This is a genomic window from Nocardioides panacihumi (assembly GCF_039530925.1).
Taxonomy (GTDB): domain Bacteria; phylum Actinomycetota; class Actinomycetes; order Propionibacteriales; family Nocardioidaceae; genus Nocardioides; species Nocardioides panacihumi.
The window spans coordinates 912,373-935,331 of record NZ_BAAAPB010000001.1 but is presented as its reverse complement, the minus strand read 5'-3'; the positions used below and the strand labels follow the sequence as shown (position 1 = coordinate 935,331).

Genomic DNA, 22,959 nt, shown 5'->3' with positions numbered 1-22,959 from the left:
TCTAGGACGCGGTCGGGACGACGCCGTGCTCGGCCAGCAGCTTCTCCAGCAGTGCGTGGCCGTCGCGCAGGTGCCAGTGCACCGCCGGCATCCCCGCCGCACGCGCGCCGTCGACGTTCGGCCCGGTGTCGTCGACGAACAGGACCTCGCCCGGCTGCGCGCCGATCAGCTCCGCGGCGCGCCGGAAGTACGCCGGGTCGGGCTTGGCCAGGCCGAGCTCGGCGGAGTAGCAGGACACGTCGAACAGGTCGTCGTACCCGAGCTCCTCGCGCATGTACGCCGCCCGGCGCAGGGTCTGGTTCGTGCCGAGGTGGACTCCGAGACCGGCGGCGCGCAGCCGCCGGACCAGGTCGAGGCTGTCCGGCACGGCCTCGATCCGGTGCCACACCGACTCGAAGACGAGCTCGGGCTGCGCCGCCACTCCGTGGCTGTCGAGCACCTCGGCCAGCACCTCGACCGCGTCTCGCTCACCCCGGATCGCCGGCTTCTCCGCCTCGAACATCTCCTCGAGGAAGTCCGGGGCCCGCACGCCCAACCACTCCTCGAACGCGCTCTCCCAGCCGCCCGGCCGGCGCTGGAGGACGCCGTCGGCATCGAGGAGGACGTGCCGGATCGCTCCGGTCGCGGAGACGGTCAGGCCTCCGACTCCGAGATGACGGCGTGACCGCCGAACCCGTTGCGCATGGCCGCGATCGCCTTCATCGCCACGTCGTCCTCCTGGCGGGAGACGAATCGCGCGAACAGCGAGGCCGAGATGGCCGGCATCGGCACGGCGTTGTCGATCGCGGCCTGGACGGTCCAGCGACCCTCGCCGGAGTCGTCGGCGTAGCCCTTGATCTTGTCGAGGTGCTCATCGGCGCGGAGCTGGTCGACGAGGAGGTCGAGGAGCCACGAACGGACGACGGTGCCGGTCCGCCAGGAGGCGAAGATCTCGGGCACGTTCTGGACGATGTCGACCTTGTTGAGCAGCTCCCAGCCCTCGGCGTACGCCTGCATCATCGCGTACTCGATGCCGTTGTGGACCATCTTCGCGAAGTGGCCAGCACCGGCCGTCTCGCCGCAGTGGACGAGGCCGTCCTCGGTGTGGTCGGGCTTGAGCGCGAGCAGGGCGGGCATCACCTTCTCGGCCTCGGTCGCCTTGCCGCCGTACATCAGCGCATAGCCGTTCTCCAGGCCCCAGACACCGCCCGAGACGCCGCAGTCGACGAAGCCGATGCCCTTCTCGCCGAGGGAGGCGGCGTTGTCCGCGTCGTCGGTGTACTTGCTGTTGCCGCCGTCGACGACCAGGTCGCCCGCGTCGAGGAGCTCCTTGAGCTCGACGATGGTGGCGTGGGTCGGCTCGCCGGCCGGAACCATCACCCAGACCACCGTCGGCCCGTCGCCGATCGCGCGCAGCTGCTCGACCATGTCGGCGAGGCTGCTGGAGTCGGAGAGATCCTTGTTGCGGTCATAGCCGATGACGGTGTGGCCGGCGTTGCGCAGACGGGTGCGCATGTTGCCGCCCATCTTGCCGAGGCCGACGAGTCCGATGTGCATGGCGATCCTCTCGTGGGTGGGTCTGTCCCAGACTAGGTGCCGTTCAGGTGCCCAGTCGGGGCAGGGATCAGGACAGCAGGCGGCGCGGCATCAGCAGGTAGCGGAAGCCCGCGACCTCGTGCTCGCCGGAGCCGCTGATCACCACTGGCTTGGACGCCTGGGTGAAGGCGAGCTCGACCGTGGTCTCGTCGATCGCGGTCAGCCCGTCGAGGAGGAACTGCGGGTTGAAGCCGGTCGTCAGCTCCTCGCCGTTGATGTCCGCCTCGATCGACTCCGATGCCTGTGCCTCCTCGCCGGACCCGGCGTCGAGCGTGAGGACGCCCTCGGAGAACTTCAGCTGGACCGCGGTGTTGCGCTCCGCGACGAGCGAGACGCGCTTGACGGACTCGACCAGCGCCGCCTTGTCGACGAGCGCCTTGGTGAGGTGCTCGCTCGGGAACAGGCTGCGCACCTTGGGGAACTCGCCGTCGAGCAGGCGCGTCGTCGTGCGTCGTACGCCGCCCGCGGCCGCGCCCTCGAAGCCGATGATGCCCTCGCCGGCGCCGCCGGAGGACAGCGCGATGGTGACCTCGCTGCCGTTGGTCAGCGACTTGGCCGTGTCGGCGAGCACCTTGGCCGGCACCAGGGCGGCGAGGGTCTCGTCGGGTGTGCTCGGGGACCACTCGAGCTCGCGGATCGAGAGCCGGAAGCGGTCGGTGGCGAGCAACGAGATCGTCGAGCCGTCGATCTCGAGGCGGACGCCGGTCAGGACCGGGAGCATGTCGTCGCGACCGGCGGCCGTCACCGCCTGGGCGACGGCGTGCGCGAAGACCTCGCTCTTCACGGTGCCGGCGGCGGTGGGCATGTCGGGGAGCGTCGGGTAGTCCTCGACCGGCATCGTCTGGAGGCTGAACCGGGCGGAGCCACAGGTCAGGCTCGCACGCGTGCCCTCGAGGGTGAGCTCGACGGGCTTGGCGGGCAGGCTGCGGACGATGTCGGCGAGCAGGCGACCGCTCACCAGTGCCTTGCCCTCGTCGGCGACCTCGGCGGACAGGGTCGCCCGGGCGGAGGTCTCGTAGTCGAAGGTCGACAGGACCAGACCTTCGTGGCTCGCCTCGATGAGGAGGCCGGACAGGACAGGCGTGCTCGGGCGGACGGGAAGGCTGCGGGCAGCCCAGGCGACGGCATCCGCGAACACGTCGCGGTCGACGCGGAACTTCACGATGTGTGGTCCTTCTTGCTCGGGCGCGGCTGGGGGTCCAGACGTGGGATCTGAATCCTGCCACGCGACGGGGACACTCGGCACCGGCGGGTGACGGGAAGTGTGACAAGTCCTGTGGTTCTGAGTGGTTGTCCCCAGGAAAGAGGCGTTGTGGGTTTTCACGGATGATCGAACCGGTTATAGGTCCGAGGGAGTCATAGGGTCCGTGGAAACTGTGGACAACGGCCGTTGTGGCTGGTCGCACGGAGGACTTGTTGCACACAGGGGGTGTGGACGCCGCCGTGGAGAGACGGCCGTCGGTGTGTGCGGCGCCGTTCGTCCACCGTGTTCGTCAGGGCTCGTCCTCAGATCCTCCCCGTGTAATTCGGACCTCTGACCGCCCGAACTACACAGGCCGATGGCTCGGTCGATGACCCCGCCCGGTGACCTCGCCGTCGATCCCGGTGACGACGTCCGGAGACGACCGTGGCCCCACGAGCTCGGCTCGCAGGGCCACGGGTCGCTTGCGACGTCGTGCGCGACGCGTCAGGTCTGGCGCGCCTGCAGCTTCACCCGGTTGGTGAGCTCGCTGACCTGGTTGAAGACGGCGCGGCGCTCGGCGAGCAGCTGGTTGATCTTCCGCTCGGCGTACATGACCGTCGTGTGGTCGCGGTTGCCGAACTGCGCGCCGATCTTCGGCAGCGACAGGTCCGTCAGCTCGCGGCAGAGGTACATCGCGATCTGGCGTGCCATCACGAGATGGCGGCCGCGGGAGGGCCCGGTGAGCTCGTCGATCGAGAGCCCGAAGTACGCCGCCGTCTGGGCGATGATGAGGCCCGCGGTGATCTCGGGCTCGCCGCCCTCGGGGATGAGGTCCTTGAGCACGATCTCCGCCAGCGTCATGTCGACCTCTTGGCGATTGAGGTTCGCGAAGGCCGTGACCCGGATGAGCGCACCCTCGAGCTCGCGGATGTTCGTCTGGATCTTGGTCGCGATGAACTCGAGCACGTCCGGCGGCGCAGTGAGTCGGTCCATGGCCGCCTTCTTCCGCAGGATCGCGATGCGGGTCTCGACGTCGGGCGGCTGCACGTCGGTGATGAGGCCCCACTCGAACCTGTTGCGCAGCCGGTCCTCGAGCGCCTCGAGGCGCTTCGGGGCGCGGTCGGAGGTCAGCACGATCTGCTTGTTCGCGTTGTGGAGCGTGTTGAACGTGTGGAAGAACTCCTCCTGGGTCTGGGTCTTGCCCTCCAGGAACTGGATGTCGTCGATGAGCAGCACGTCGACGTCGCGGTAGCGCCGCTTGAAGCGGTCCTGCCGGTCGTCGCGGATCGCGTTGATGAACTCGTTGGTGAACTCCTCCGAGCTCACGTAACGCACCTTCGCCCCGTTGTAGAGGCTGCGCACGTAGTGCCCGATCGCGTGCAGCAGGTGCGTCTTGCCGAGTCCGGACTCGCCGTAGACCAGGAGCGGGTTGTACGCCTTGCCGGGCGCCTCGCTGACCGCGACGGCGGCGGCGTGGGGGAAGCGGTTGGACGAGCCGATGACGAACGTCTCGAACGTGTACTTCGGGTTGAGCCGAGTCTCGAGCGCGCTCGGACGCGTGTCGGCGCCGCTCGTGGACGAGGAGTGCGACGTCGGCTCGGCCTGTGTCGACATATCGACTTGTTGATTAGTCGGTACGTCGATCTCCTGCTGGGGCACCTGCGGCGCCGGCGTCTCGAGCGTCATGACGGGCTGACCCTCGAGCTCCTCGTTGACCGTGACCGCGATGCGCACCTCCCGGCCCAGCTCGCGGCTGAGCGCATCCTCGAGGTCCTTGCGGAGGGCGCCCTCGAGGCGGTTGCGGGTGAAGTCGTTGGGGACGGCGACGATCGCGGTGTCACCGTGGATGGCGACGGGCTGGCTCGTGCGTACCCAGGCCTGGGCGCTCGGCTGGAGATCGCGGACGACCTTCGACCAGGCGGTTTCGAGGGACGTCTCGCCGGAGTCGCCGGTCGACGCGTGGTGTCCAGTGGCTGGAGGCTCCGGAGCTGACGTGTTGTCCACGCGGATCAGCCTTCCCTGTCAGGAGTCGCGGACGTCTGCTCGGCGGCCGCGGTTCGGTCGTGGTGGTGATGGTCTCCACAAGTTTGTCCACAAGCTGTGAACCCGGCTCATAGTGTGTGGATCGAACCGGACCGAGACACGACCCCGATCATGATCCTCGAACGTTTTCGCAGGTCAGCGCGGCATTCGAGTGATCTCCCGACTGCTCCCCCCGCGGAAGCGCCCCAGGGTCCACGGCGACGGCAGGGAACCTCGGTACCTGACGAAACTAACCCCCGGGACTCGCTCCTAGCAACCCGTTGTCCACAGGCCGTGACGATCGTCCCACGGGTACTGTTCGAAAGGACCGCCGGCAGGTGTCGCCGGAGTTTGACCCTGTCAGTCGGCTCCGCGTACCGTTGGCCGGTCGCCGGTAGTAGAAGAGAGCGTCGACCGACGCCGCATGTCCACGGGATCCTCGATCGTTTCGGGGCTCAACCGCGGGCGGGCGGTGCCAGCCGACCGGACTGATCCACAGTGCCGACCACAGTGGATCACGGTGCTGCCGACTGTTGCCGGGCGACACGCCAAGACTCGATTCACCTAAGGAATTCTCGTGAGCAAGCGTACGTACCAGCCGAACAACCGTCGTCGCGCCAAGACGCACGGCTTCCGTCTGCGCATGCGCACCCGCGCTGGCCGCGCGATCCTGGCGGCTCGGCGCCGCAAGGGTCGCAAGGACCTGGCCGTCTGAGCCGGTCCGTCCACGGCTGACCGCCGCGTCGGCGTCCTGTTGTGTTGGCCCGTGCTCAACGGCTCACGGACGCCGCGGGCTTCGCCTCGGCAGTACGGCGGGGACGCCGGGCCGGTAGCCGCACGCTGGTCGTCCACCTCGACACGGTCGAGGGTGACGCCGGGGTGCGGATCGGCTTCGTGGTCAGCAAGGCGGTAGGACCCTCAGTGACGCGGAACCGTGTGAAGCGGCGACTTCGACACCTGGCCCGGGAGCAGCTCTCCTCCGTGGAGACGCGGCTTCCGGGCTCTGCTGTGCTCGTGGTCAGGGCGCTTCCTGCCTCTGCCGATGCCGGCTACGAGGAACTCCGCGTCGACCTGGCTCGTTGCCTCGAGCGGGTGACATCGTGAAATACCTGCTCATCGGCCTGCTCAAGGCCTACCGACTGTTGATCAGCCCGCTGTACGGGCAGGTGTGCCGCTACCACCCGAGCTGCTCGGCCTACGCGCTGGAGGCGGTGCAGGTGCACGGCAGCGCACGTGGCAGCTGGCTGGCGGTGCGGCGCGTCGCTCGATGCCATCCCTGGGCCGCCGGCGGTTACGACCCGGTCCCCCCTCGTTCCTCCCGTGTGCGCACGGGTACGTCTCACTGACCCCCGTTAGGAGCCCGACCTCGTGGGCAATCTGCTGACCACCATCGGCACCCCGCTCTACTACGCCATCTCGGCGATCTGGCTGGGCTGGCACCGGCTGTTCGACCTGCTGCCGATGTCGTCCGGCTGGTCGTGGACCCTGGCGATCATCGGCCTGACGGTCACGATCCGAGCGATGCTGATCCCGCTCTTCGTGAAGCAGATCAAGTCGAGCCGGAACATGCAGCTGATCCAGCCGAAGGTCAAGGAGCTGCAGAAGAAGTACGGCCACGACCGTGAGCGTCTCGCCCAGGAGACGATGAAGCTGTACAAGGAGACGGGCACGAACCCGTTCGCCTCGTGCCTGCCGCTCATCCTGCAGATGCCGATCTTCCTGTCGCTGTTCCACCTGCTGAACAACGCCGCCAAGGGCACGCCGAAGGGCTTCCTCAAGCAGTCCGACGTCGACGAGATCAAGCACGCTGAGATCTTCGGCGCGAACATCTCGGAGTCGCTGACGCACCACACGACGACCAACGTCGTCGTGCTGGCCATCATCCTGGTCATCGCGATGACCGCGACGACGTTCACGACGCAGCGTCAGCTGATGAGCAAGAACATGCCGGCCGATGCGATGACCGGGCAGTACGCGCAGCAGCAGAAGCTGCTCCTCTACGTGCTGCCCGTTGTCTTCGCCGTCGGTGGCATCGCGTTCCCGATCGGCCTGATGATCTACTGGACGACCTCGAACATCTGGACGATGTGCCAGCAGTTCTACGTGATCCGCAACAACCCTGCGCCCGGCACTCCCGCCGCGAAGGCGAAGGAGGAGCGCGACCGCGCCAAGGCCGCGCGCCACGGCGAGACGCTCGCGGTGGACGGCCCGCCGGCCACGGACGTCGTCGAGGAGAACCGGGCCCCGAAGCGGCAGCAGCCGAAGCGCCAGACCCGCGAGCAGCGCAAGCAGTCTTCCCGCCCGAACACGCCGAAGAAGGACGAACAGCCATGACCGACGAGATCTCCGAGCCCGTCAAGGACGACACCGACCGCGTGAAGCGCCTCGAGCAGGAGGGCGACATCGCAGCCGACTATCTGGAGGAGCTGCTCGACATCGCGGACCTCGACGGCGATCTGGACATGGACGTCGAAGGTGACCGTGCTGCCGTGTCGATCGTCGGAGCGGATCTCTCCCAGCTGGTCGGCGGCGACGGCGAGGTGCTGGACGCGCTGCAGGAGCTGACGCGGCTCGCCGTCTACCGCGAGACGGGTGAGCGCTCGCGTCTCATGCTGGACATCTCGGGTTTCCGTGCGGACCGCCGGACCGCGCTGGAGAAGGTCGCCGAGGAGACCGTCGCGAAGGTCAAGGAGACGGGAGCACCCGTCGCTCTCGAGCCGATGTCCCCGTTCGAGCGCAAGGTCGTCCACGATGCTGTCGCCGGCGCGGGCCTGACGTCCTCGTCCGAGGGCGTCGAGCCGCGTCGCTACGTGGTAGTGCAGCCCGCGTGACTTCCGTTCCACGTGAAACGCCCCGGGTTGCGGCCCGGGGCGTTTCACGTGAAACATCAGAACCGATGACTGACCGCGGGGAACTCGGCGCACCCTCCCTGCCTCCGGCGATGCCGGAGGTCGCAGGGAGGGTTTTCGCTGCCGACCGCCTCCCCCTCGTCGAACGCTATGCGGCGTGGCTGGCTGACGCGGGCGTGGTCCGCGGCCTGATCGGCCCGCGTGAGGTGCCGAGGCTCTGGGACCGACACATTCTCAACTGCGCGGTGCTCGCGACCGCGCTGCCCGAGACCGGCACGGTCGCCGACATCGGCTCGGGAGCCGGCCTTCCCGGGCTGGTGGTCGCGATCACCAACCCGTCTCTGCAGGTGACGCTGATCGAGCCGCTGCTCAGGCGTACGACGTTCCTGTCCGAGGTCGTCGAAGATCTCGGCCTCTCCAACGTCGAGGTGGTTCGCGGCAGGGCCGACGCGCTGCACGGACAACGCCGATTCGACGCCGTCACGTCCCGGGCCGTCGCTCCCCTCGGTCGACTGCTCGAATGGTCGATGCCGCTGGTCGCGCCCTCCGGAGCCCTCGTCGCGATGAAGGGATCGTCGGTCGGCGACGAGATCGAGGAGGCCGCGCCGACGCTTCGCCGGCTGGGCTGCGCCAGGCCCGAGGTGTCGGAGCTCGGGGCGGGACTGTTGGACTCCACAACCGTGTGCCTGCGAGTCGCTTGGGCCGATCCGGCAAAGGTATCTTTGGCGTCTGCTCGGCGCCCGGCGGGCTCGGCGAAGAAGATGCGTAAGCAACGAGACCGGAGGCGTGAAGCGTGACCGACGGAGAACAGCGCAACGAGGCGGACACAGAGTTTTCCACCGGTGGGAGCGTGTCGCCTGAGCGTGAACATCCACAGAACGGTGTGTTTCATCCACAGGAGCGCAACGTCAGGGAGGAGGATGTTTCACGTGAAACACCGACCCGGACGACGTACCAGGTGAAGACCGCTGCCGACCTCGCGGCCTTCTCCACGAGCTTCGCTGACGCAGAGACTCCGCTGGCCCGTGCGGCGGAGAACAGCGTGCTCGCCCGCATCGGTTCGCAGAGCCGTCCGTCGATCCCCCGACCCATGGCGACACGCACGTTCGTCGTCGCCAATCAGAAGGGTGGCGTCGGCAAGACGACGTCGACGGTCAATGTTGCCGCAGGACTCGCCCAACTCGGCCAGCGCGTCCTGGTGATCGATCTGGACCCGCAGGGCAACGCCTCGACCGCACTCAGCATCGACCACTTCCAGGGGACGCCCGGCACTTACGAGCTGCTGGTCGACGGTACGCCGCTGGGTGACGTCGTGGTGCCCTCCCCCGAGATCCCCGGTCTCGACGTCGTGCCGGCCACCATCGACCTGGCCGGCGCGGAGATCGAGCTCGTGAGCGTCGTCGCTCGCGAGGGTCGGCTGCAGAAGGCACTCCGCGCGCACCCGCGGGTCGGCGACGCCGAGACGGCCGGCGAGGACCGCTGGGACTACATCTTCATCGACTGCCCGCCGTCGCTCGGGTTGCTCACGATCAATGCCCTCGTGGCCGGCGCGGAGCTGCTGATCCCCATCCAGGCGGAGTACTACGCACTCGAGGGACTCGGTCAACTGCTCAAGACCGTGGACATGGTGCGTGCTCACCTCAACCCCGATCTCGCCGTCTCCACCATCCTGGTGACGATGTACGACGGCCGGACACGTCTCGCGGCGGGTGTCGCCGAGGAGGTCAAGTCCCACTTCGGCGACCAGGTCCTGCGCACCTACATCCCGCGCTCCGTGCGTGTCTCCGAGGCACCGTCGTACGGACAGACGGTGATGACCTACGATCCGGGCTCACCGGGTGCGCTGAGCTATCTGGAGGCGGCGCGCGAGATCGCCTCGAAGGGGATGAGTCGATGAACAAGCCTGTGGCGAAGCGAGGTCTCGGACGGGGTCTCGGATCGCTGATCCCGACGGCCCCGGTTGTCAACCATGACGTCCGGGATGCGGACTTTGCCCCAGGATCGACGAACGGCGCATCGGCGGACCCCGGGTCCACCCTGTCGACGAACGGCCGTCAGATCGAAGATTCGGCTCTGGCGCCCGTGGATGGGGCCTATTTCGCCGAAATCGCGGTCGGATCGATCCGCCCCAACGCGGCGAACCCGCGGCAGGTCTTCGACGAGGACGCGATGGCCGAACTCGTCCATTCCATCACTGAAGTCGGCCTCCTTCAGCCGGTCGTGGTCCGCAAGACGGGCGACGACCAGTTCGAGCTCGTCATGGGCGAGCGGCGGTGGCGCGCGACGCAGCAGGCCGGCCTCGAGACGATCCCGGCCATCGTCCGGGAGACCGACGACACGGCCATGCTGCGCGACGCGTTGCTGGAGAACCTGCACCGGTCCCAGCTGAACCCGCTCGAGGAGGCCTCGGCCTACCAGCAGCTGCTGGAGGACTTCGAGTGCACCCACGAGGAGCTGGCCACTCGCATCGGTCGGTCACGTCCTCAGATCAGCAACACGATCCGCCTCCTGCGCCTCTCCCCCGCCGTCCAGCGCCGTGTCGCCGCCGGTGTTCTCTCGGCCGGCCACGCGCGGTCCTTGCTTGCCGTCGAGGACGCCGAGGTCCAGGACCGGCTGGCCCAGAAGGTCGTGGCCGAGGGCATCAGCGTGCGCGCGCTCGAGGAGATCGTCGCGGTCGGCGAGACCGGCGACGGCAAGCCCACCCGCGTGACCCGCGCCAAGCCGGTCGCCCCGGGCCTCGCCGAGATCTCGGACCGCCTCGGGGATCGCCTCGAGACGCGTGTGAAGGTCGACCTCGGACGCGCCAAGGGCAAGGTCACGATCGAGTTCGCGACGCTGGACGACCTGCGCCGGATCGTGGAGATCATCGACCCGCGCAACCGTACCGACAGGCCGATCTAGCGCTTTAGAGGTTTAGCGCTTTGTCGACAAAGCGATTGGCGTACGCGACGGACGGAGTACCCGGTTAACCGGGTACTCGTGACGTTACCCAGGGAACTCCGGAACTCCCGGGGTGTCATGACACCCGAGAAGTTCCGGAGTACCCGGTTAACCGGGTACTCCGACCGTGGCCGTCAGCGGACGTCGGTGCCGGGATTGTCGAGGCCGGCACCGAGGCGCAGCTCGCGGGTGTCGCCGAACGTGTCGAGCAGCTCGAGCTCGGCCTCGACGACGCCGGCCAGGCGGCGTACGCCCTCGCGGATCCGCTCCGGGGTCGGGTAGCAGTAGGACAGCCGCATGGCGGACGAGCCGAAGCCGTCGGCGAAGAAGGCAGTGCCCGGCACGTAGGCGACGCGGGCGGTGACGGCCCGCGGCAGCATCGCCTTGGCGTTGACGCCGGGCGGCAGGGTGAGCCACACGTAGAAGCCACCGTCGGGCACGTTCCACCGGACCGAGGCCGGCATCATGTCGGAGAGCGCGCCGATCATGGCGTCACGACGCTCGCGATACATCTCCCGGAACTGCTTGATCTGACCCTGCCAGTCGTGCACGGCCAGATAGGACGAGATCGCCATCTGGCTGAACTGCGGCGGGCAGAGCGTCGCGCTCTCCTGCGCGAGGACGAGCTTCTCGCGCACCGAGTGCGGGGCGAGAGCCCAGCCGACGCGGAAGCCGGGCGCGAACGTCTTCGAGAACGAGCCGAGGTAGATGATGTTGTCGCTGCTCAGTGAGCGCATTGCGGGCAGCGGGTCCCGGTCGAAGCCGAGCAGGCCGTACGGGTTGTCCTCGAGGATCAGGATGCCCTCTTCGGCGCAGATCTCGACGATCTCGTGGCGACGCTCGACCGACAGCGTCACGCCGGCGGGGTTGTGGAAGTTCGGGATCGTGTAGAGGAACTTGATCGTCTTGCCCGCGGCCTTCGTCGCGCGGATCGCGTTGCGCAGCGCCTGGGGGACGAGACCGTCGGCGTCCATCTCCGCGTGCACGACCTCGCACTGGTAGGACTTGAAGACGCCGAGCGCACCGACGTACGACGGCGCCTCGCAGACGACCACGTCGCCCGGGTCGCAGAACACACGCGTCACCAGGTCGACGGCCTGCTGCGACCCGACGGTCACGACCACGTCGTCCGAGCTGGCACGGATGCCCTCGAGGCGCATCACCTCGCAGATCTGCTCACGGAGCTCCGGGACGCCCTGGCCGGAGCCGTATTGCATCGCGACGGGACCCTGGGTGGCGACGAGGTCGGCGATCGCGCCGCCGACCACGTCGAGCGGCAGCCCGGAGATGTTCGGCATCCCGCCGGCGAGCGAGACGACCTCGGGGCGTGAGGCCACCGCGAAGAGCGCGCGGATCTCCGAGGCGGTCATCCCTGCCGTGCGGGCTGCGTACCTGTCGACGTACGGGTCGAGGACAGACGGGTGGCGCGCGGGCACGGAGGATGGCAGAGATTCCATGATCCTCCTAGCATGAACGATGAGACCGGCGCTCGCACACCGTCTTACCCAACGGTCGCGTCACATCACACCGGCTCCAGGAGGTGCCGTGTCGCGCAAGGTCTCCAGGCTGACCCTGGACGCGTTCGAGGAGCTGCGGGCCCCCTGCCGGACCTGCCTGTTCTGGGAGCTGGACCCGGTACGCCGGGCCCAGGTGTGCGACGGCGAGGCGGCCGATGAGAAGGACGCATGGCTCTCCAGGGTCCTCCGCGAGTGGGGCTCGTGCGGGCGGGTCGTCGTGGTCGACGACCAACCGGTCGGGTACGTGATCTACGTGCCCGAGGCGTTCGTGCCGGGCGCCGCTGCCTTCCCGACATCACCCGTATCGCCCGACGCGGTGCTGATGACGACGGCGTGGGTGCATCCCGACCACCGCGGCGGCGGACTCGGCCGGATGCTGATCCAGGGCATGGCGCGCGACCTCATCGAGCGCGGCGGCATCAGGGCGGTCGAGGCCTTCGGCGACCGGGGTGCCGCGAGCGGGCTCCACGGCAAGCGGTGTGCGGCGCCCGAGGAGTTCCTCGCGCGGGTCGGCTTCAAGACCCACCGCACCCACCCGACGGCCCCGCGGCTGCGGATGGAGCTCAAGGGTGCGGTGCGCTGGCGCGAGGAGGTCGAGGGAGCGGTCGAGCGGCTCCTGGGTGTCGTACGGCCCAAGCAGCCGGCACCGAAAGCGACCCGCACGGCTCCGAAGGCCGCTGCCCCGAAGACGCCGCTGCCCCAGCACCGTGAGGTGCCGGGGCAGTGACGACGACTGCGACCGCGGTGCCCGGCGAGCGTGCCGCCGGGTGCCTCGGTCAGGCGTTGATGAAGTCCGAGAGCTCGTTGAGGATCGCGGCCTTCGGGCGGGCGCCGACGATCGACTTCACGACCTCGCCACCCTGGTAGACGTTGATGGTCGGGATGCCGGTGACGCGGTAGTTCGAGGGCGTGACCGGGTTCTCGTCGACATTCATCTTGAGGAACGTGACCTTGTCGCCGTGCTCGCCGGCGATCTCGTCGAGGATCGGGGCGACCTGCTTACACGGCCCGCACCACTCGGCCCAGAAGTCCACGAGGACGGGCTTGTCGGACTTGAGGACCGCGCTGTCGAACTCGGCGTCGGTCACGGCGGAGATGTTGTCAGCCACTTCGGGCCACCCTTCGGTGTAGATGAACGAAACGTCTGGTGGAGGAACCCACGGCGCAAGGCGGACATTCCCGCCGGGCCGCGCTGCGATCAGGCCTGGGCGAATGCCGCGTCGGCCTCGGCGACGCTGTCGGTGTGACGCGCGCTCGCTGCCTGGTGCTCGAGGAGTGCGAGGTAGCGCTCGGCGTCGAGCGCCGCCGCGCAGCCGGAGCCGGCAGCCGTGATCGCCTGGCGGTAGGTGTGGTCGACGAGGTCACCCGACGCGAAGACGCCCCGGACGTTCGTCGCCGTGGACCCCGCGTGGGTGAGGACGTAGCCCTCGGCGTCGAGGTCGACCTGGCCCGCGAGGAGCTCGGAACGCGGCTCGTGGCCGATCGCGATGAACAGGCCGGTGGACGGGAGCTCGCGGGTCTCGCCCGTGACGGTGTCCTTGAGGGTCACCGACTCGAGGCGGCCGTCGCCGTTGACGGACTCGACCACGCTGTTCCACTCGATGTCGAGCTTCGGGTCGGCGAAGGCGCGCTCCTGCATGATCTTCGACGCGCGCAGCTCGTCGCGGCGCACGATGAGGGACACCTTCGAGCCGAAGCGGGTCAGGAACGTCGCCTCCTCGACCGCGGAGTCGCCACCGCCGACGACGGCGATGTGCTGCTCGCGGAAGAAGAACCCGTCGCAGGTCGCGCACCAGGAGACACCCTTGCCGGAGAGGGCGTCCTCGTTGGGGAGGCCGAGCTTCTTGTAGCCCGATCCCATCGCGAGGATGACGGCCTTGGCGTAGAACGTGCCGCCGTACGTCACGACCTTCTTGACCTCGCCGGTCAGGTCGACCTCGATGACGTCGTCGGGGACGAGCTCGGCGCCGAAGCGCTCGGCCTGGGCGCGCATGTTCTCCATGAGCTCGGGGCCCATGATGCCGTCGCGGAAGCCCGGGAAGTTCTCGACCTCGGTGGTGTTCATCAGTGCACCGCCGGCGGTCACCGAGCCCTCGAAGACCAGGGGCGCGAGCGAGGCGCGCGCGGCGTACACGGCGGCGGTGTAACCCGCCGGGCCGGACCCGATGATGATGACGTTGCGGGGCTCGGACTGGTCGGTCATGGTTCTCCTTGGTTGGCTCCCTGCTCCAACCGATCCTAGGTGAGGTTTGTTCCATCTCCGGACCCAACCCGGCACTGTCGTCAGCGTGCCGGAACCGTCACCGATGCCAGCACCCGGCCGGTGCCGCACTGGAGCACGTCGGCGACCTGCTCCCCGCCCGCCGGCGGGCGCAGCACCAGCATCGCGTCGGTGCCGTCGAGTCGCGCCGGGACACCCGATCCGGCGCCCCAGCCACCGTCAGCACAGGTGAAGGACGCGGGCGGGCTCGCCGACGACGGCGCCGAGCCGAGCGAGACGGGCAGGCCGGCCACGGCGCGGCGTACGTCGTCCGCGAGCGTGGCCCGGTGCAGCTCCGCGACGTGCGGGGTCACGATCGCGAAGCCCTCCGGGGCGGCCTCCGGGCCCTGGTTGCGCCCCCCGGCCGACGATGATCCCGCCGAGTCGGCTGACGAGGACGCGGATCCCGACGTGCCCGACCCCTCGGGCCACACGGACCGCAGCGCGACACCCCCGACCACGACCACGGCCGCGGCGACCAGTCCGGCCGCCCAGCGGCGGCGGCGCGGGTCGTGCCGCCGCCGCAGCGGCGTCACCTCCGCCGGGCGCCCCTCGGCAGCCAGGTCGGCGAGCACCCCGTCCAGTCGCGCGACGACGTCGGCCGGGACCGGCTCGTCGTGGCGGGCGTCGGCGAGGAGCCGGCGGACGAGCTCCTCGTCGGGGGTGTCGGGCATGACGTCCTCTCGGGTGGCGGTGCGGACGGTCGAGGACCGGCCGTCGTGGGCGGCGGGATGGGCACTCCTGGGTGGCTCAGGCGGGTGGTGCCCGGGCTGGTGGCTCCGAGGATGGGACGGCGGGCGGGGTGTCCTGGTTCCCCTCGACGGCCACGGGCGGCGCCGGCGGCAGCACGCCGGCCGCCCGCAGCGACACCGCGAGTCGCGCCCGGCCGCGCGAGCACCGCGACTTCACGGTGCCGACGGGGACGTCGAGCACCTCGGCGGCCTCGGCCACCGACATCGCCTCCATGTCCACCAGCACGAGTGCCGCACGCTGGTCGGCTGGCAGCTCGGCCAGCGCTGCCAGCACCAGACGGCGCTGCTCGGATCGCTCCGCGGCCAGCGCCGGATCGACGGTGTCGGCGACGGGAGCGGGAAGTGGCTGGTCGTGGTCATCGGGCAGGGTCGCCGTGCGACGTACGGACGAGGCGCGCAGGCGGTCCAGGCAGGCGTTGACGACGACGCGGTGCAGCCAGGTCGTGACGGCGGAGTCGCCGCGGAACGAGCCGGCGCGGCGGTACGCCGCCACGAGCCCGTCCTGGAGCCCGTCGGCGGCGTCGTCCGCGTTGCCCATCGTGCGCAGGGCGACGGCCCAGAGGCGGCTCCGGTGCCGTGCGAAGAGCTCGGCGAACGCGTCGTGGTCCCCAGCGACGTGGGCGGCGAGCAGCTCCCGATCGGTGCGGTCGGGCCGCTCGTCCGTCCGGTCGCTCACACCGCGGTCCCGATGACGGAGACCTCCGCCAGCTCGGCGCGGTAGCCGCCGGCGACCTGGGGCAGCGACGTGAGCCACACCGTCACGAAGCGGCCCGTCGCCGGCGGGTCGATCGCCACCTGGTTGGCCTGCTGGGCCGTGACGGTCGCGACCGGCTTGCCGAGGTCTGCCGCGGACTTCGGCGCCGCGTCGGCGACGTACAGCGAGACCTCGGACCCCGCCTTCGCGAAGGCCATCCGGACGGCCGTGACCCGGTGCGTCTTCCGGAGGTCGACGATGAGGCCGACGCCGCTCTTGATGCCGCCCGGACCGAGGTTCTGGCGGTAGGTCGAGGTCCGCCAGCTCGTCGTGGGGTCGCCGTCGACCGCGAGCGGTGTGAGGTCGCTGTTCTCCGTCGGTGGCGTCCCGAACGGGTCGAAGTCGAGCGCGGTCGTCCCCGTGATCGGACGGGCGGACGGCCTCGACGAGGCACTGGCACTCGACGAGGTCGACGTGCCCTTGCCCGGCTGGTCCGGGCCGCCGTCGTGGAGCTGCTGCGCGATGACCACCCCGGCGACGACGATCAGGAGCAGACCCGCCAGCGCGAGCGCCAGCCGCAGCCAGCGACGGCCCGGCACGGGCGCCTCCTCCGGGGTCGCGTCGAAGGGCCAGTACGACGCGGAGTCGGTCGCCGGCTCGGGCGGAGCTGCCGACACCGCGCCGGGACGTGCCCTCCGGGCCGGTCCGCCGTCGGCGGGCAGCGGCGCGAACAGCGGTCGCTCCGGCGCGGGCTCCAACGGTGGCGGCGGCGCCGGGACGTCCTCCCGTGGCGCGAACCAGTCGGCGTCGGAGGTGTCCGCGGGCCGGTCCGAGGTGTCGGCGGTGTCGTCGAAGACCGGCAGGCCCGCGACGGTGGCCTCCGGCTCTGGCGCGGGCCTCGGCTTGTGCCCGATGACCGGCACCGGTGACGTCTGCGCCATCTCGTCCGAGAGCCCGGACCGGTCGCCCACATATGCCGAGAGGACCTCGTGGATCTCCCGGGCGGTGTTGGGGCCGGCGTGACGTCCGTGGGGCCGGTTGAGCACCTCGTCCACCAGGTCGTCGAGCACACGCGGGACGCCTGCCCTGATCTGGCGCGGCCGGAGGATCCGGACATCGGGGCCGTGCTGCTCGCGCGGGGCCTGCGGCGCCCCCGACTCCGACAGTCCCGCCCACTTGCCGGTCAGCGAGAAGTGGAGCAGGCCGACCAGGTCGACCACGTCGATCCCGATCCGGTCGGAGCCGAGGCCGTAGAGCGCCGCCTCGACGGCGAACCCGATGAGGCGCACCGACCCGGTCGTGTCGATGAGGACGTTCTCCGGGTTGAGCCGGCCGTGCGCGACGCCGTGGTCGTGGGCGTTCACGAGCGCGGCCGCGACCTCGTCGACGATCCATGCGGCCCGCCGCGGGGGCAACGGGCCCTCGGCGGCGACCAGGTGGTCGAGGGAGGTGCCGTTGCCCCACTCGTTGACGACGTAGCAGATCCGGCCGTCGTTCTCGATGTCGAGCACCCGCAGCAGCCGTGGCTCGACGATCTGGGCGGACGCACGGGCGGCTTCCATCAACCCCACGGCTCGCTCGTCGTCCGCGTCGATGACGTGGATCGCGACCGCCCGGGAGAGGACCTGGTCGTGGGCCCGCCAGAACCGCCCCTGTCCGGTCTCGCTCAGCAGGTCGTCCAGCCGGTAGCGCCCTGCGAGCACGTCACCCGGACGCTTCCTCGTCATGGCACCTCCCCCGGTGACCTGGCCTGACCACGTCGGGCGCCATGCTAGTGCTCCGGTCGTGATCTCACCGGGGCGCGCCACACGAGATCCCGCACAGAGTGGATCCGGCGGATCGGCGAGTCGATCGGCCCGCGGGCGGTCAGCGCTTCAGGCGCCGCGTCAGCGTGTCGATCACGTCGGTGAGCTCGGTGATCCGCATGACCCGGGCCACGACGAGCAGCAGGCCGAGATCGATGATGCCGATGACGGCGCACTGCGCGACCGAGCCCAGCAGACGGTGCTCGGCGGACAGCGCAGGGACCAGCTGGATGACGCCGTACGTGATGCCGGTCGAGATCGCGACGGCGACGAGCATCCGGACGAGGAAGCGCAGCAGGGTGCGGGTCCGGAGCCCACCGACCCGGCGCGAGAGCGTGGCGTAGGAGACGAGCGAGCCGACGGCGTACGAGAGGCCGTAGGCGATCGTCAGGGCCGGTGTCGTGTTCTGGTCGCTGGCCAGGCGGACCAGGACGAGTGCGGCGACGATGTTGGTCGCAGCCACGGCGCACTGGATGTAGAAGACGACACGGTTCTCCTCGCGGGCGTAGAAGCCTCTCAGCAGCAGGTAGTGGACGGTGAAGAACACCAGCCCCGGTCCGAAGAGGATGAGCGTCGGGACGTAGTTCTCGACGTCGGCCTCGGCGGCGCCGTACCCCCACAGCACGTGAGCGGCCTGCGCGGCCACGAGGGGCAGCATGGCGGCGAACGGGATGATCACCGCCAGCGCTGTGCGCAGCGTCGGCGCCAGCGTCCGGGCGACGGCGCGCTGGTCCCCGCTCTCCGCGTACGACGAGAGTCGCGGCAGGATCGCGGTCGCGAGCGAGACCGTCACGATCGCGTGCGGGACCATGATGATGAGGAACGCCTGGGAGTAGACCGTGTAGCCGGTGCCGTGGGACGTGCCGTGCTCGGTGCCGGTGGAGGCCAGGTGCACGACGACGGCGTACGCGATCTGGTTCGCGATCACGAACAGGACCGTCCAGACGCCGAGCCGCAGCGTGTGCCCGAGCCCCGAGTCGCGGAAGTCGAAGCGCGGCCGCAGCGACACCCCGGCCGCGCGCAGGTAGGGCAGCAGCACGACCAGTTGCGCGACGATGCCGAGCGTCGAGCCCACGCCGATCAGCAGCGCACGGCCGCCCGTGAACGCGCCGTGGTGCGGGTCGTCGGCGCCGAAGACGACCAGGTAGCTCACGAGCACGGCGATCGAGATGATGTTGTTGGCGATCGGCGCCCACATCATCGGGCCGAAGAAGCGCCGCGAGTTGAGCACCTGTCCGACCAGCACGAACATGCCGTAGAAGAACACCTGCGGCAGGCAGTAGCGGGCGAGCGTCACCGCCGAGTCGTACGACGCCTGGTCCCACGAGCCGGAGACGAAGATCCGCATCCACCACTGGGCGGTGGCCATCAGCAGCACCGTGACGCCCGCGAGGAAGAGGCCGACGAGCGTGATTACGCGGCTCGTGTAGGCCTGACCGCCGTCGGGGTCGTTCTTCAAGGACCGGACCAGCTGCGGCACGAGCACCGCGTTCACGACCCCGCCCGCGAGCAGGATGTAGAGCATGTTCGGGATCGTGTTCGCGATGTTGAACACGTCGGCGTGGATCAGTGCCCCGAGCGCCGCCGCCAGCAGCGCGGAGCGCACGAACCCGGACAGGCGTGAGACGAGCGTCCCCGTCGCCATGACCGCGCTGTTGCGCAGGACCGACTGCTGCTCGGTCACGCTCTCGTCGGCCCGCTCCCGCTCGCTCATGCGCGTGCCGCCCTGACCCGGCGCGCCAGCCGCACCGCGATGGCGCCGAAGAGCAGAGCGCCGCCGACGCCGAGGAAGACCCAGATGATCTTGCTGACCTCCGCGACCCGGATCGGCACCGACGCCGACCCGCCCAGGCGCTGACCGCTGGTGTCGACGAGCTGGAGGCTCACGTTGTGCACGCCGGCCTCCGCCCCGCTCGCCTCGAGCAGGACGGTGAAGCGGCCCGAGGCGGTGACCTGCACCGACTTCGGTCCGGAGATGGTGATGCCGGGATCGGTGACGGCCCGGAGCGAGACGGTGATCGGCTGGTCGAGGCCGTTGACGACCGTCGCCGCGAAGCGCCCGGAGGCGCCGGAGAGGGTGACGCCGGACGGACCCTGCACCTCGATCTGCCCGAGCTGGGTCTCGATCCAGCTGCGCGACGACGACGCGTCGTCGGAGAGGCTCGCCCGGGCGGAGTAGCCCACGTCCGTCAGGGCCTCGTCGACCACCTCGGAGGCGACCGTGTCGTTGCGGGTGAGCACACGTTGCAGGCTACGGCCCGTCCTGACGAGGGCGTTCGCCGACGCGAACCGGGCGCCGCTGAGCTCGTCGCGGGCGGCGCTCGCGGAGTAGCGCAGCGACGCCGGGTCGATCGTCGGCGCGAGCTGTCCGGACGTGGCCGCGGCGAGGCCGGCGACGTCCAGCCATGGCTGGGAGAGTCCGTCGAGGAACCCGATCGGATCCGCCGGGTTCCAGCGCTGCGGCAGCGTCATCACGAGCGGAGGACGCGTCGGGTCGAGTGCTCGGACGGCCGCCTCGGCGAGCACCCGCTGCCGCAGCGGCACGTCGGCCTGCGGGTCGCCGGGTCCCGGTCCGCCGCTGCCGGCCTCCGAGGACGACACCGCGATCCGCCGCGAGCCGGTGTCGACGACGGGCGGCGACGCCTTCACGCCCCAGCCGAGGTCCTCGGGCAGGGCCGTGTCGGCGAGCACCAGCGGGGCCGCGCTGTCGGTCATGGTGAGACCGTCGTGGCTGATCACGCCGTTGGGCGGTGCGTCCACCTGTTCCGCCGGGATGCCGAGGTCCTCGAAGAACGCGATGCTCCGGGTGTGGGCCGTGCCGTAGCTGTCGGGGTCATGGGCAGCCGCGGCGGGCAGGTCGAGGTCGCCGTACGGCAGGGCGAGGACCTCGGCGTCACGGAGCACGGGCACCATCGCGTCCAGCCATCCCGAGGCGAGCGTCGCGACGGCCGTCGTCTGCGGGTCCGCCTTCTGCTCGGGCGCGGCCGACGCGGACGGCGACGGGGTCGGTGACGGGGACCCGCTCGCGTCGTCGGACGGCTTCTCGGTCGGGGAGATGTCGCGGGGCCGGTTGCCGGCCGCGAGCTGGCGGATCGCGTCGAGCAGGGCCGGGTCGACGAGCCAGCTGAGCGACCGGCCGCCGGCCGACGTACCGATCGCCCGGGCCTTGCCGAGCCGCCCGGTCGGCGAGAGCAGACGCTGCCAGCTGGTGAGTGCCGCGACGGAGCCGTCGGGGTTGCGCATCACGTGCACCCTCAGCGGCATGAGCAGCGCCGCGCGCACCGGGGTGGTCTTCGCGGGCAGGAGCGGGAGGAAGGTACGGGCGCGGCCGTCGGCCAGCCCGTCGGAGCCCTCGGGGCCGGACCCGAGGGCGTGCACGCCGAACCAGTAGACGCCCGGAGCGGTCGGCAGGTCGTCGCGCGGGACGGTCAGCGTGTAGCTCGTGGTCTGGCCCGGCTGGAGGTCGCCGATCCTGACGAGGTCGGTGACGATGCGGTGGCCGACGTCGGCGGTCTCCTCGGTCGCGGCGGCCTCGGCCAGCTCGGCGGTCGTCGTCATCGGCTGCGCCGAGGCGAACGGGTAGACGGTCACGTCCAGCCACGGCGCGTCGTCAGTGTTCGTCACCGTCCCGGTGAGGGTCACGGTGCCACCCGCGCGCGGCACGAGGGCGGACGGGCTCAGGGAGCCGATGGTGACGGCCAGCGGGGTCTGCTCCTCGGCCTGGGAGGCGTGCGCCGGCGCAGGAACGACACCGACGAGCACCGTCAGAAGCCCCCCGAGCGCCGCTGCGAGCACGGCTGTCTGGGCGCGACGAAGCGCCGCTCGGGGTCGAGGCATGCACGCGAGGATAACGGCCGCGTCTGAGCAGTCTCTTAGACTGAGCCCCCGTGTCCGAGACCCCGCTTCCCGCCCTGACGATCGCCGACGTGCAACGCGCGGTGACCGCCGAGCTGGATCGCCTCGGTCCGGTCATCGACGAGCTCGGCGAGCTGTTCGCCGCGGCGGGTCACGAGCTCGCGCTGGTGGGCGGTCCGGTGCGTGACGCGATGCTCGGCCGGCAGCACAACGACCTCGACTTCACCACCTCGGCCCGCCCCGACGACACCGAGGCGATCCTGAAGCGCTGGGTCAGCTCCGACCGTCGCGGCGCGACCTGGGACATGGGGCGCGAGTTCGGCACGATCGGCTGCCGCAAGGGGCCGTGGCAGGTCGAGGTGACGACGTACCGCTCCGAGACCTACGACCCGACCTCCCGCAAGCCTGACGTCGACTTCGGCGACTCCCTCGCCGGCGACCTGGTCCGCCGCGACTTCACGGTGAACGCCATGGCGGTCCGGCTTCCCGGGCGCGACGTCGTCGACCTGTACGGCGGCGTGGTCGACCTGGCCACCGGGATCATCCGGACGCCGGGGACACCGGAGGCGTCCTTCTCCGACGACCCGCTGCGCATGATGCGCGCCGCGCGCTTCGCTGCGCAGCTCGGCTTCGACGTCGCCCCCGAGGTCGTCACCGCGATGCGCGAGATGGCCGACCGGATCTCGATCATCAGCGCCGAGCGGGTCCGTGACGAGCTGGTCAAGCTGGTCACGGCGCCGTACCCCCGGCGCGGCCTGAGCCTCCTCGTCGACACCGGCCTCGCGGAGCGAGTGATCCCCGAGCTCCCCGCGCTGCAGCTCGAGCGCGACGAGCACCACCGGCACAAGGATGTCTACGAGCACACGCTGACCGTGCTCGAGCAGACGATCGACCTCGAGCCGCGGCTGCCCGGCGGCGGACCCGACTTCGTCGCCCGCTTCGCCGCGCTGATGCACGACGTCGGCAAGCCGAGGACCCGGCGCTTCGTCGAGGACGGCACGGTCACCTTCCACCATCACGACGTGGTCGGAGCGAAGCTGACGCGCAAGCGGATGCAGGCGCTGAAGTTCTCCAACGCCGACATCGACGCCGTGAGCCACCTCGTCGAGCTGCACCTGCGCTTCCACGGCTACGGGTCGGGCGAGTGGACCGACTCGGCGGTGCGGCGCTACGTCCGCGACGCCGGCGACGAGCTCGACCGGCTGCACGTCCTCACCCGGGCCGACTGCACCACCCGCAACCGCCGCAAGGCCGAGCGGCTCTGGCGCACGTACGACGCGCTCGAGGATCGCATCGAGCGGCTGGCCGCCGAGGAGGAGCTCGCCTCGCTGCGGCCGGCGCTCGACGGCAACCAGATCATGTCGATCCTCGGCCTGGCACCGGGCCGTCAGGTCGGCGAGGCCTACCGCTTCCTGATGGAGCTGCGTCTCGACGAGGGCCCGATGTCGCGGGAGGACGCCGAGGTGCGGCTGCGGGAGTGGTGGGCGACCCGCGGTTAGTGTCGCTC

The 22,959-nt window shown here is 70.2% G+C and carries 22 protein-coding genes; 10 read left to right on the top strand and 12 right to left on the bottom strand.

Annotation, left to right across the window (positions count from 1 at the left end; translation table 11 throughout):
- Nucleotide 1 precedes the first annotated feature (1 nt).
- From ABD205_RS04465 to dnaA, 4 genes are all read right to left on the bottom strand, one after another.
- The gene (locus ABD205_RS04465) at nucleotides 2-613 is read right to left on the bottom strand and encodes an HAD family hydrolase (RefSeq protein WP_344044459.1); all 612 of its coding nucleotides are present in this window, start codon (nucleotides 611-613) and stop codon (nucleotides 2-4) included.
- 20 nt (nucleotides 614-633) lie between these two features.
- Entirely contained in the window at nucleotides 634-1,536 is a 903-nt protein-coding gene (gene gnd / locus ABD205_RS04460) for a phosphogluconate dehydrogenase (NAD(+)-dependent, decarboxylating) (RefSeq protein WP_344042822.1), read from the bottom strand.
- Nucleotides 1,537-1,603: 67 nt separating this feature from the next.
- A complete protein-coding gene (gene dnaN / locus ABD205_RS04455) occupies nucleotides 1,604-2,737 on the bottom strand; it encodes a DNA polymerase III subunit beta (protein WP_344042820.1) in 1,134 nt (377 codons plus the stop codon).
- Nucleotides 2,738-3,262: 525 nt separating this feature from the next.
- A complete protein-coding gene (dnaA, locus tag ABD205_RS04450) occupies nucleotides 3,263-4,762 on the bottom strand; it encodes a chromosomal replication initiator protein DnaA (RefSeq protein ID WP_344042818.1) in 1,500 nt (499 codons plus the stop codon).
- A gap of 595 nt (nucleotides 4,763-5,357) precedes the next feature.
- Here dnaA and rpmH point away from each other — a divergent pair.
- The 8 genes from rpmH to ABD205_RS04410 all read left to right on the top strand — a co-directional run bounded on the left by rpmH (nucleotide 5,358) and on the right by ABD205_RS04410 (nucleotide 10,530).
- Nucleotides 5,358-5,495: a 50S ribosomal protein L34 gene (gene rpmH, locus ABD205_RS04445; protein WP_192679977.1), complete on the top strand. Its 138-nt coding sequence runs from the start codon at nucleotides 5,358-5,360 to the stop codon at nucleotides 5,493-5,495.
- 41 nt (nucleotides 5,496-5,536) lie between these two features.
- Entirely contained in the window at nucleotides 5,537-5,884 is a 348-nt protein-coding gene (gene rnpA, locus ABD205_RS04440) for a ribonuclease P protein component (RefSeq protein WP_344042814.1), read from the top strand.
- The gene (yidD, locus tag ABD205_RS04435) at nucleotides 5,881-6,126 is read left to right on the top strand and encodes a membrane protein insertion efficiency factor YidD (RefSeq protein ID WP_344042812.1); all 246 of its coding nucleotides are present in this window, start codon (nucleotides 5,881-5,883) and stop codon (nucleotides 6,124-6,126) included. The genes rnpA and yidD overlap by 4 nt, the downstream gene beginning before the upstream one ends.
- Nucleotides 6,127-6,148: 22 nt before the next feature.
- Nucleotides 6,149-7,114: a membrane protein insertase YidC gene (gene yidC, locus ABD205_RS04430; RefSeq protein ID WP_344042810.1), complete on the top strand. Its 966-nt coding sequence runs from the start codon at nucleotides 6,149-6,151 to the stop codon at nucleotides 7,112-7,114.
- On the top strand, nucleotides 7,111-7,611 hold the full coding sequence (locus tag ABD205_RS04425) for a Jag family protein (RefSeq protein WP_344042808.1): 501 nt from the start codon (nucleotides 7,111-7,113) through the stop codon (nucleotides 7,609-7,611). Before yidC ends, ABD205_RS04425 begins: the two co-directional genes overlap by 4 nt.
- A gap of 110 nt (nucleotides 7,612-7,721) precedes the next feature.
- Complete coding sequence (rsmG, locus tag ABD205_RS04420; protein ID WP_344042806.1) at nucleotides 7,722-8,426, top strand: 16S rRNA (guanine(527)-N(7))-methyltransferase RsmG; 705 nt, start codon at nucleotides 7,722-7,724, stop codon at nucleotides 8,424-8,426.
- Between the two features lie 221 nt (nucleotides 8,427-8,647).
- Entirely contained in the window at nucleotides 8,648-9,526 is an 879-nt protein-coding gene (locus tag ABD205_RS04415; RefSeq protein ID WP_425572786.1) for a ParA family protein, read from the top strand.
- Complete coding sequence (locus ABD205_RS04410; protein WP_344042802.1) at nucleotides 9,523-10,530, top strand: ParB/RepB/Spo0J family partition protein; 1,008 nt, start codon at nucleotides 9,523-9,525, stop codon at nucleotides 10,528-10,530. Before ABD205_RS04415 ends, ABD205_RS04410 begins: the two co-directional genes overlap by 4 nt.
- A 173-nt stretch (nucleotides 10,531-10,703) precedes the next feature.
- On the opposite strand, the gene ABD205_RS04405 is transcribed toward ABD205_RS04410, so the two are convergent.
- A complete protein-coding gene (locus ABD205_RS04405) occupies nucleotides 10,704-12,026 on the bottom strand; it encodes an aminotransferase-like domain-containing protein (protein ID WP_344042800.1) in 1,323 nt (440 codons plus the stop codon).
- 88 nt (nucleotides 12,027-12,114) lie between these two features.
- On the opposite strand from ABD205_RS04405, the gene ABD205_RS04400 reads away from it, so the two are divergent.
- Complete coding sequence (locus ABD205_RS04400) at nucleotides 12,115-12,813, top strand: GNAT family N-acetyltransferase (protein WP_344042798.1); 699 nt, start codon at nucleotides 12,115-12,117, stop codon at nucleotides 12,811-12,813.
- Between the two features lie 49 nt (nucleotides 12,814-12,862).
- Here the strand turns inward: ABD205_RS04400 and trxA are convergent, their stop codons facing one another.
- The 7 genes from trxA to ABD205_RS04365 form a co-directional block, all read right to left on the bottom strand.
- Nucleotides 12,863-13,195 carry a thioredoxin gene (trxA, locus tag ABD205_RS04395; RefSeq protein WP_344042796.1) on the bottom strand — a complete coding sequence of 111 codons (333 nt, stop codon included), beginning with the start codon at nucleotides 13,193-13,195 and terminating at the stop codon, nucleotides 12,863-12,865.
- An 89-nt stretch (nucleotides 13,196-13,284) separates the two neighbouring features.
- Nucleotides 13,285-14,289: a thioredoxin-disulfide reductase gene (gene trxB / locus ABD205_RS04390; RefSeq protein WP_344042794.1), complete on the bottom strand. Its 1,005-nt coding sequence runs from the start codon at nucleotides 14,287-14,289 to the stop codon at nucleotides 13,285-13,287.
- 80 nt (nucleotides 14,290-14,369) lie between these two features.
- Complete coding sequence (locus ABD205_RS04385) at nucleotides 14,370-15,020, bottom strand: hypothetical protein (RefSeq protein WP_344042792.1); 651 nt, start codon at nucleotides 15,018-15,020, stop codon at nucleotides 14,370-14,372.
- Nucleotides 15,021-15,096: 76 nt separating this feature from the next.
- On the bottom strand, nucleotides 15,097-15,774 hold the full coding sequence (gene sigM / locus ABD205_RS04380) for an RNA polymerase sigma factor SigM (protein WP_344042790.1): 678 nt from the start codon (nucleotides 15,772-15,774) through the stop codon (nucleotides 15,097-15,099).
- Entirely contained in the window at nucleotides 15,771-17,519 is a 1,749-nt protein-coding gene (locus ABD205_RS04375) for a protein kinase family protein (protein ID WP_344042788.1), read from the bottom strand. The genes sigM and ABD205_RS04375 overlap by 4 nt, the downstream gene beginning before the upstream one ends.
- A gap of 139 nt (nucleotides 17,520-17,658) precedes the next feature.
- Entirely contained in the window at nucleotides 17,659-19,311 is a 1,653-nt protein-coding gene (gene murJ, locus ABD205_RS04370) for a murein biosynthesis integral membrane protein MurJ (protein WP_344042786.1), read from the bottom strand.
- A complete protein-coding gene (locus ABD205_RS04365; protein WP_344042784.1) occupies nucleotides 19,308-21,434 on the bottom strand; it encodes a DUF6049 family protein in 2,127 nt (708 codons plus the stop codon). The genes murJ and ABD205_RS04365 overlap by 4 nt, the downstream gene beginning before the upstream one ends.
- 80 nt (nucleotides 21,435-21,514) lie before the next feature.
- On the opposite strand from ABD205_RS04365, the gene ABD205_RS04360 reads away from it, so the two are divergent.
- Nucleotides 21,515-22,951 (top strand): CCA tRNA nucleotidyltransferase, encoded by a 1,437-nt coding sequence (locus tag ABD205_RS04360; protein ID WP_425572785.1) that lies wholly within the window; start codon nucleotides 21,515-21,517, stop codon nucleotides 22,949-22,951.
- Nucleotides 22,952-22,959 lie beyond the last annotated feature (8 nt).

Bases quoted from the DNA above. Each gene is read 5' to 3' on its own strand.
- gnd (WP_344042822.1), bottom strand. From the start codon at position 1,536: ATGCACATCGGACTCGTCGGCCTCGGCAAGATGGGCGGCAACATGCGC.
- ABD205_RS04425 (WP_344042808.1), top strand. From the start codon at position 7,111: ATGACCGACGAGATCTCCGAGCCCGTCAAGGACGACACCGACCGCGTG.
- rsmG (WP_344042806.1), top strand. From the start codon at position 7,722: ATGCCGGAGGTCGCAGGGAGGGTTTTCGCTGCCGACCGCCTCCCCCTC.
- ABD205_RS04410 (WP_344042802.1), top strand. From the start codon at position 9,523: ATGAACAAGCCTGTGGCGAAGCGAGGTCTCGGACGGGGTCTCGGATCG.
- ABD205_RS04405 (WP_344042800.1), bottom strand. From the start codon at position 12,026: ATGGAATCTCTGCCATCCTCCGTGCCCGCGCGCCACCCGTCTGTCCTC.
- trxB (WP_344042794.1), bottom strand. From the start codon at position 14,289: ATGACCGACCAGTCCGAGCCCCGCAACGTCATCATCATCGGGTCCGGC.
- ABD205_RS04385 (WP_344042792.1), bottom strand. From the start codon at position 15,020: ATGCCCGACACCCCCGACGAGGAGCTCGTCCGCCGGCTCCTCGCCGAC.
- ABD205_RS04375 (WP_344042788.1), bottom strand. From the start codon at position 17,519: ATGACGAGGAAGCGTCCGGGTGACGTGCTCGCAGGGCGCTACCGGCTG.
- murJ (WP_344042786.1), bottom strand. From the start codon at position 19,311: ATGAGCGAGCGGGAGCGGGCCGACGAGAGCGTGACCGAGCAGCAGTCG.
- ABD205_RS04365 (WP_344042784.1), bottom strand. From the start codon at position 21,434: ATGCCTCGACCCCGAGCGGCGCTTCGTCGCGCCCAGACAGCCGTGCTC.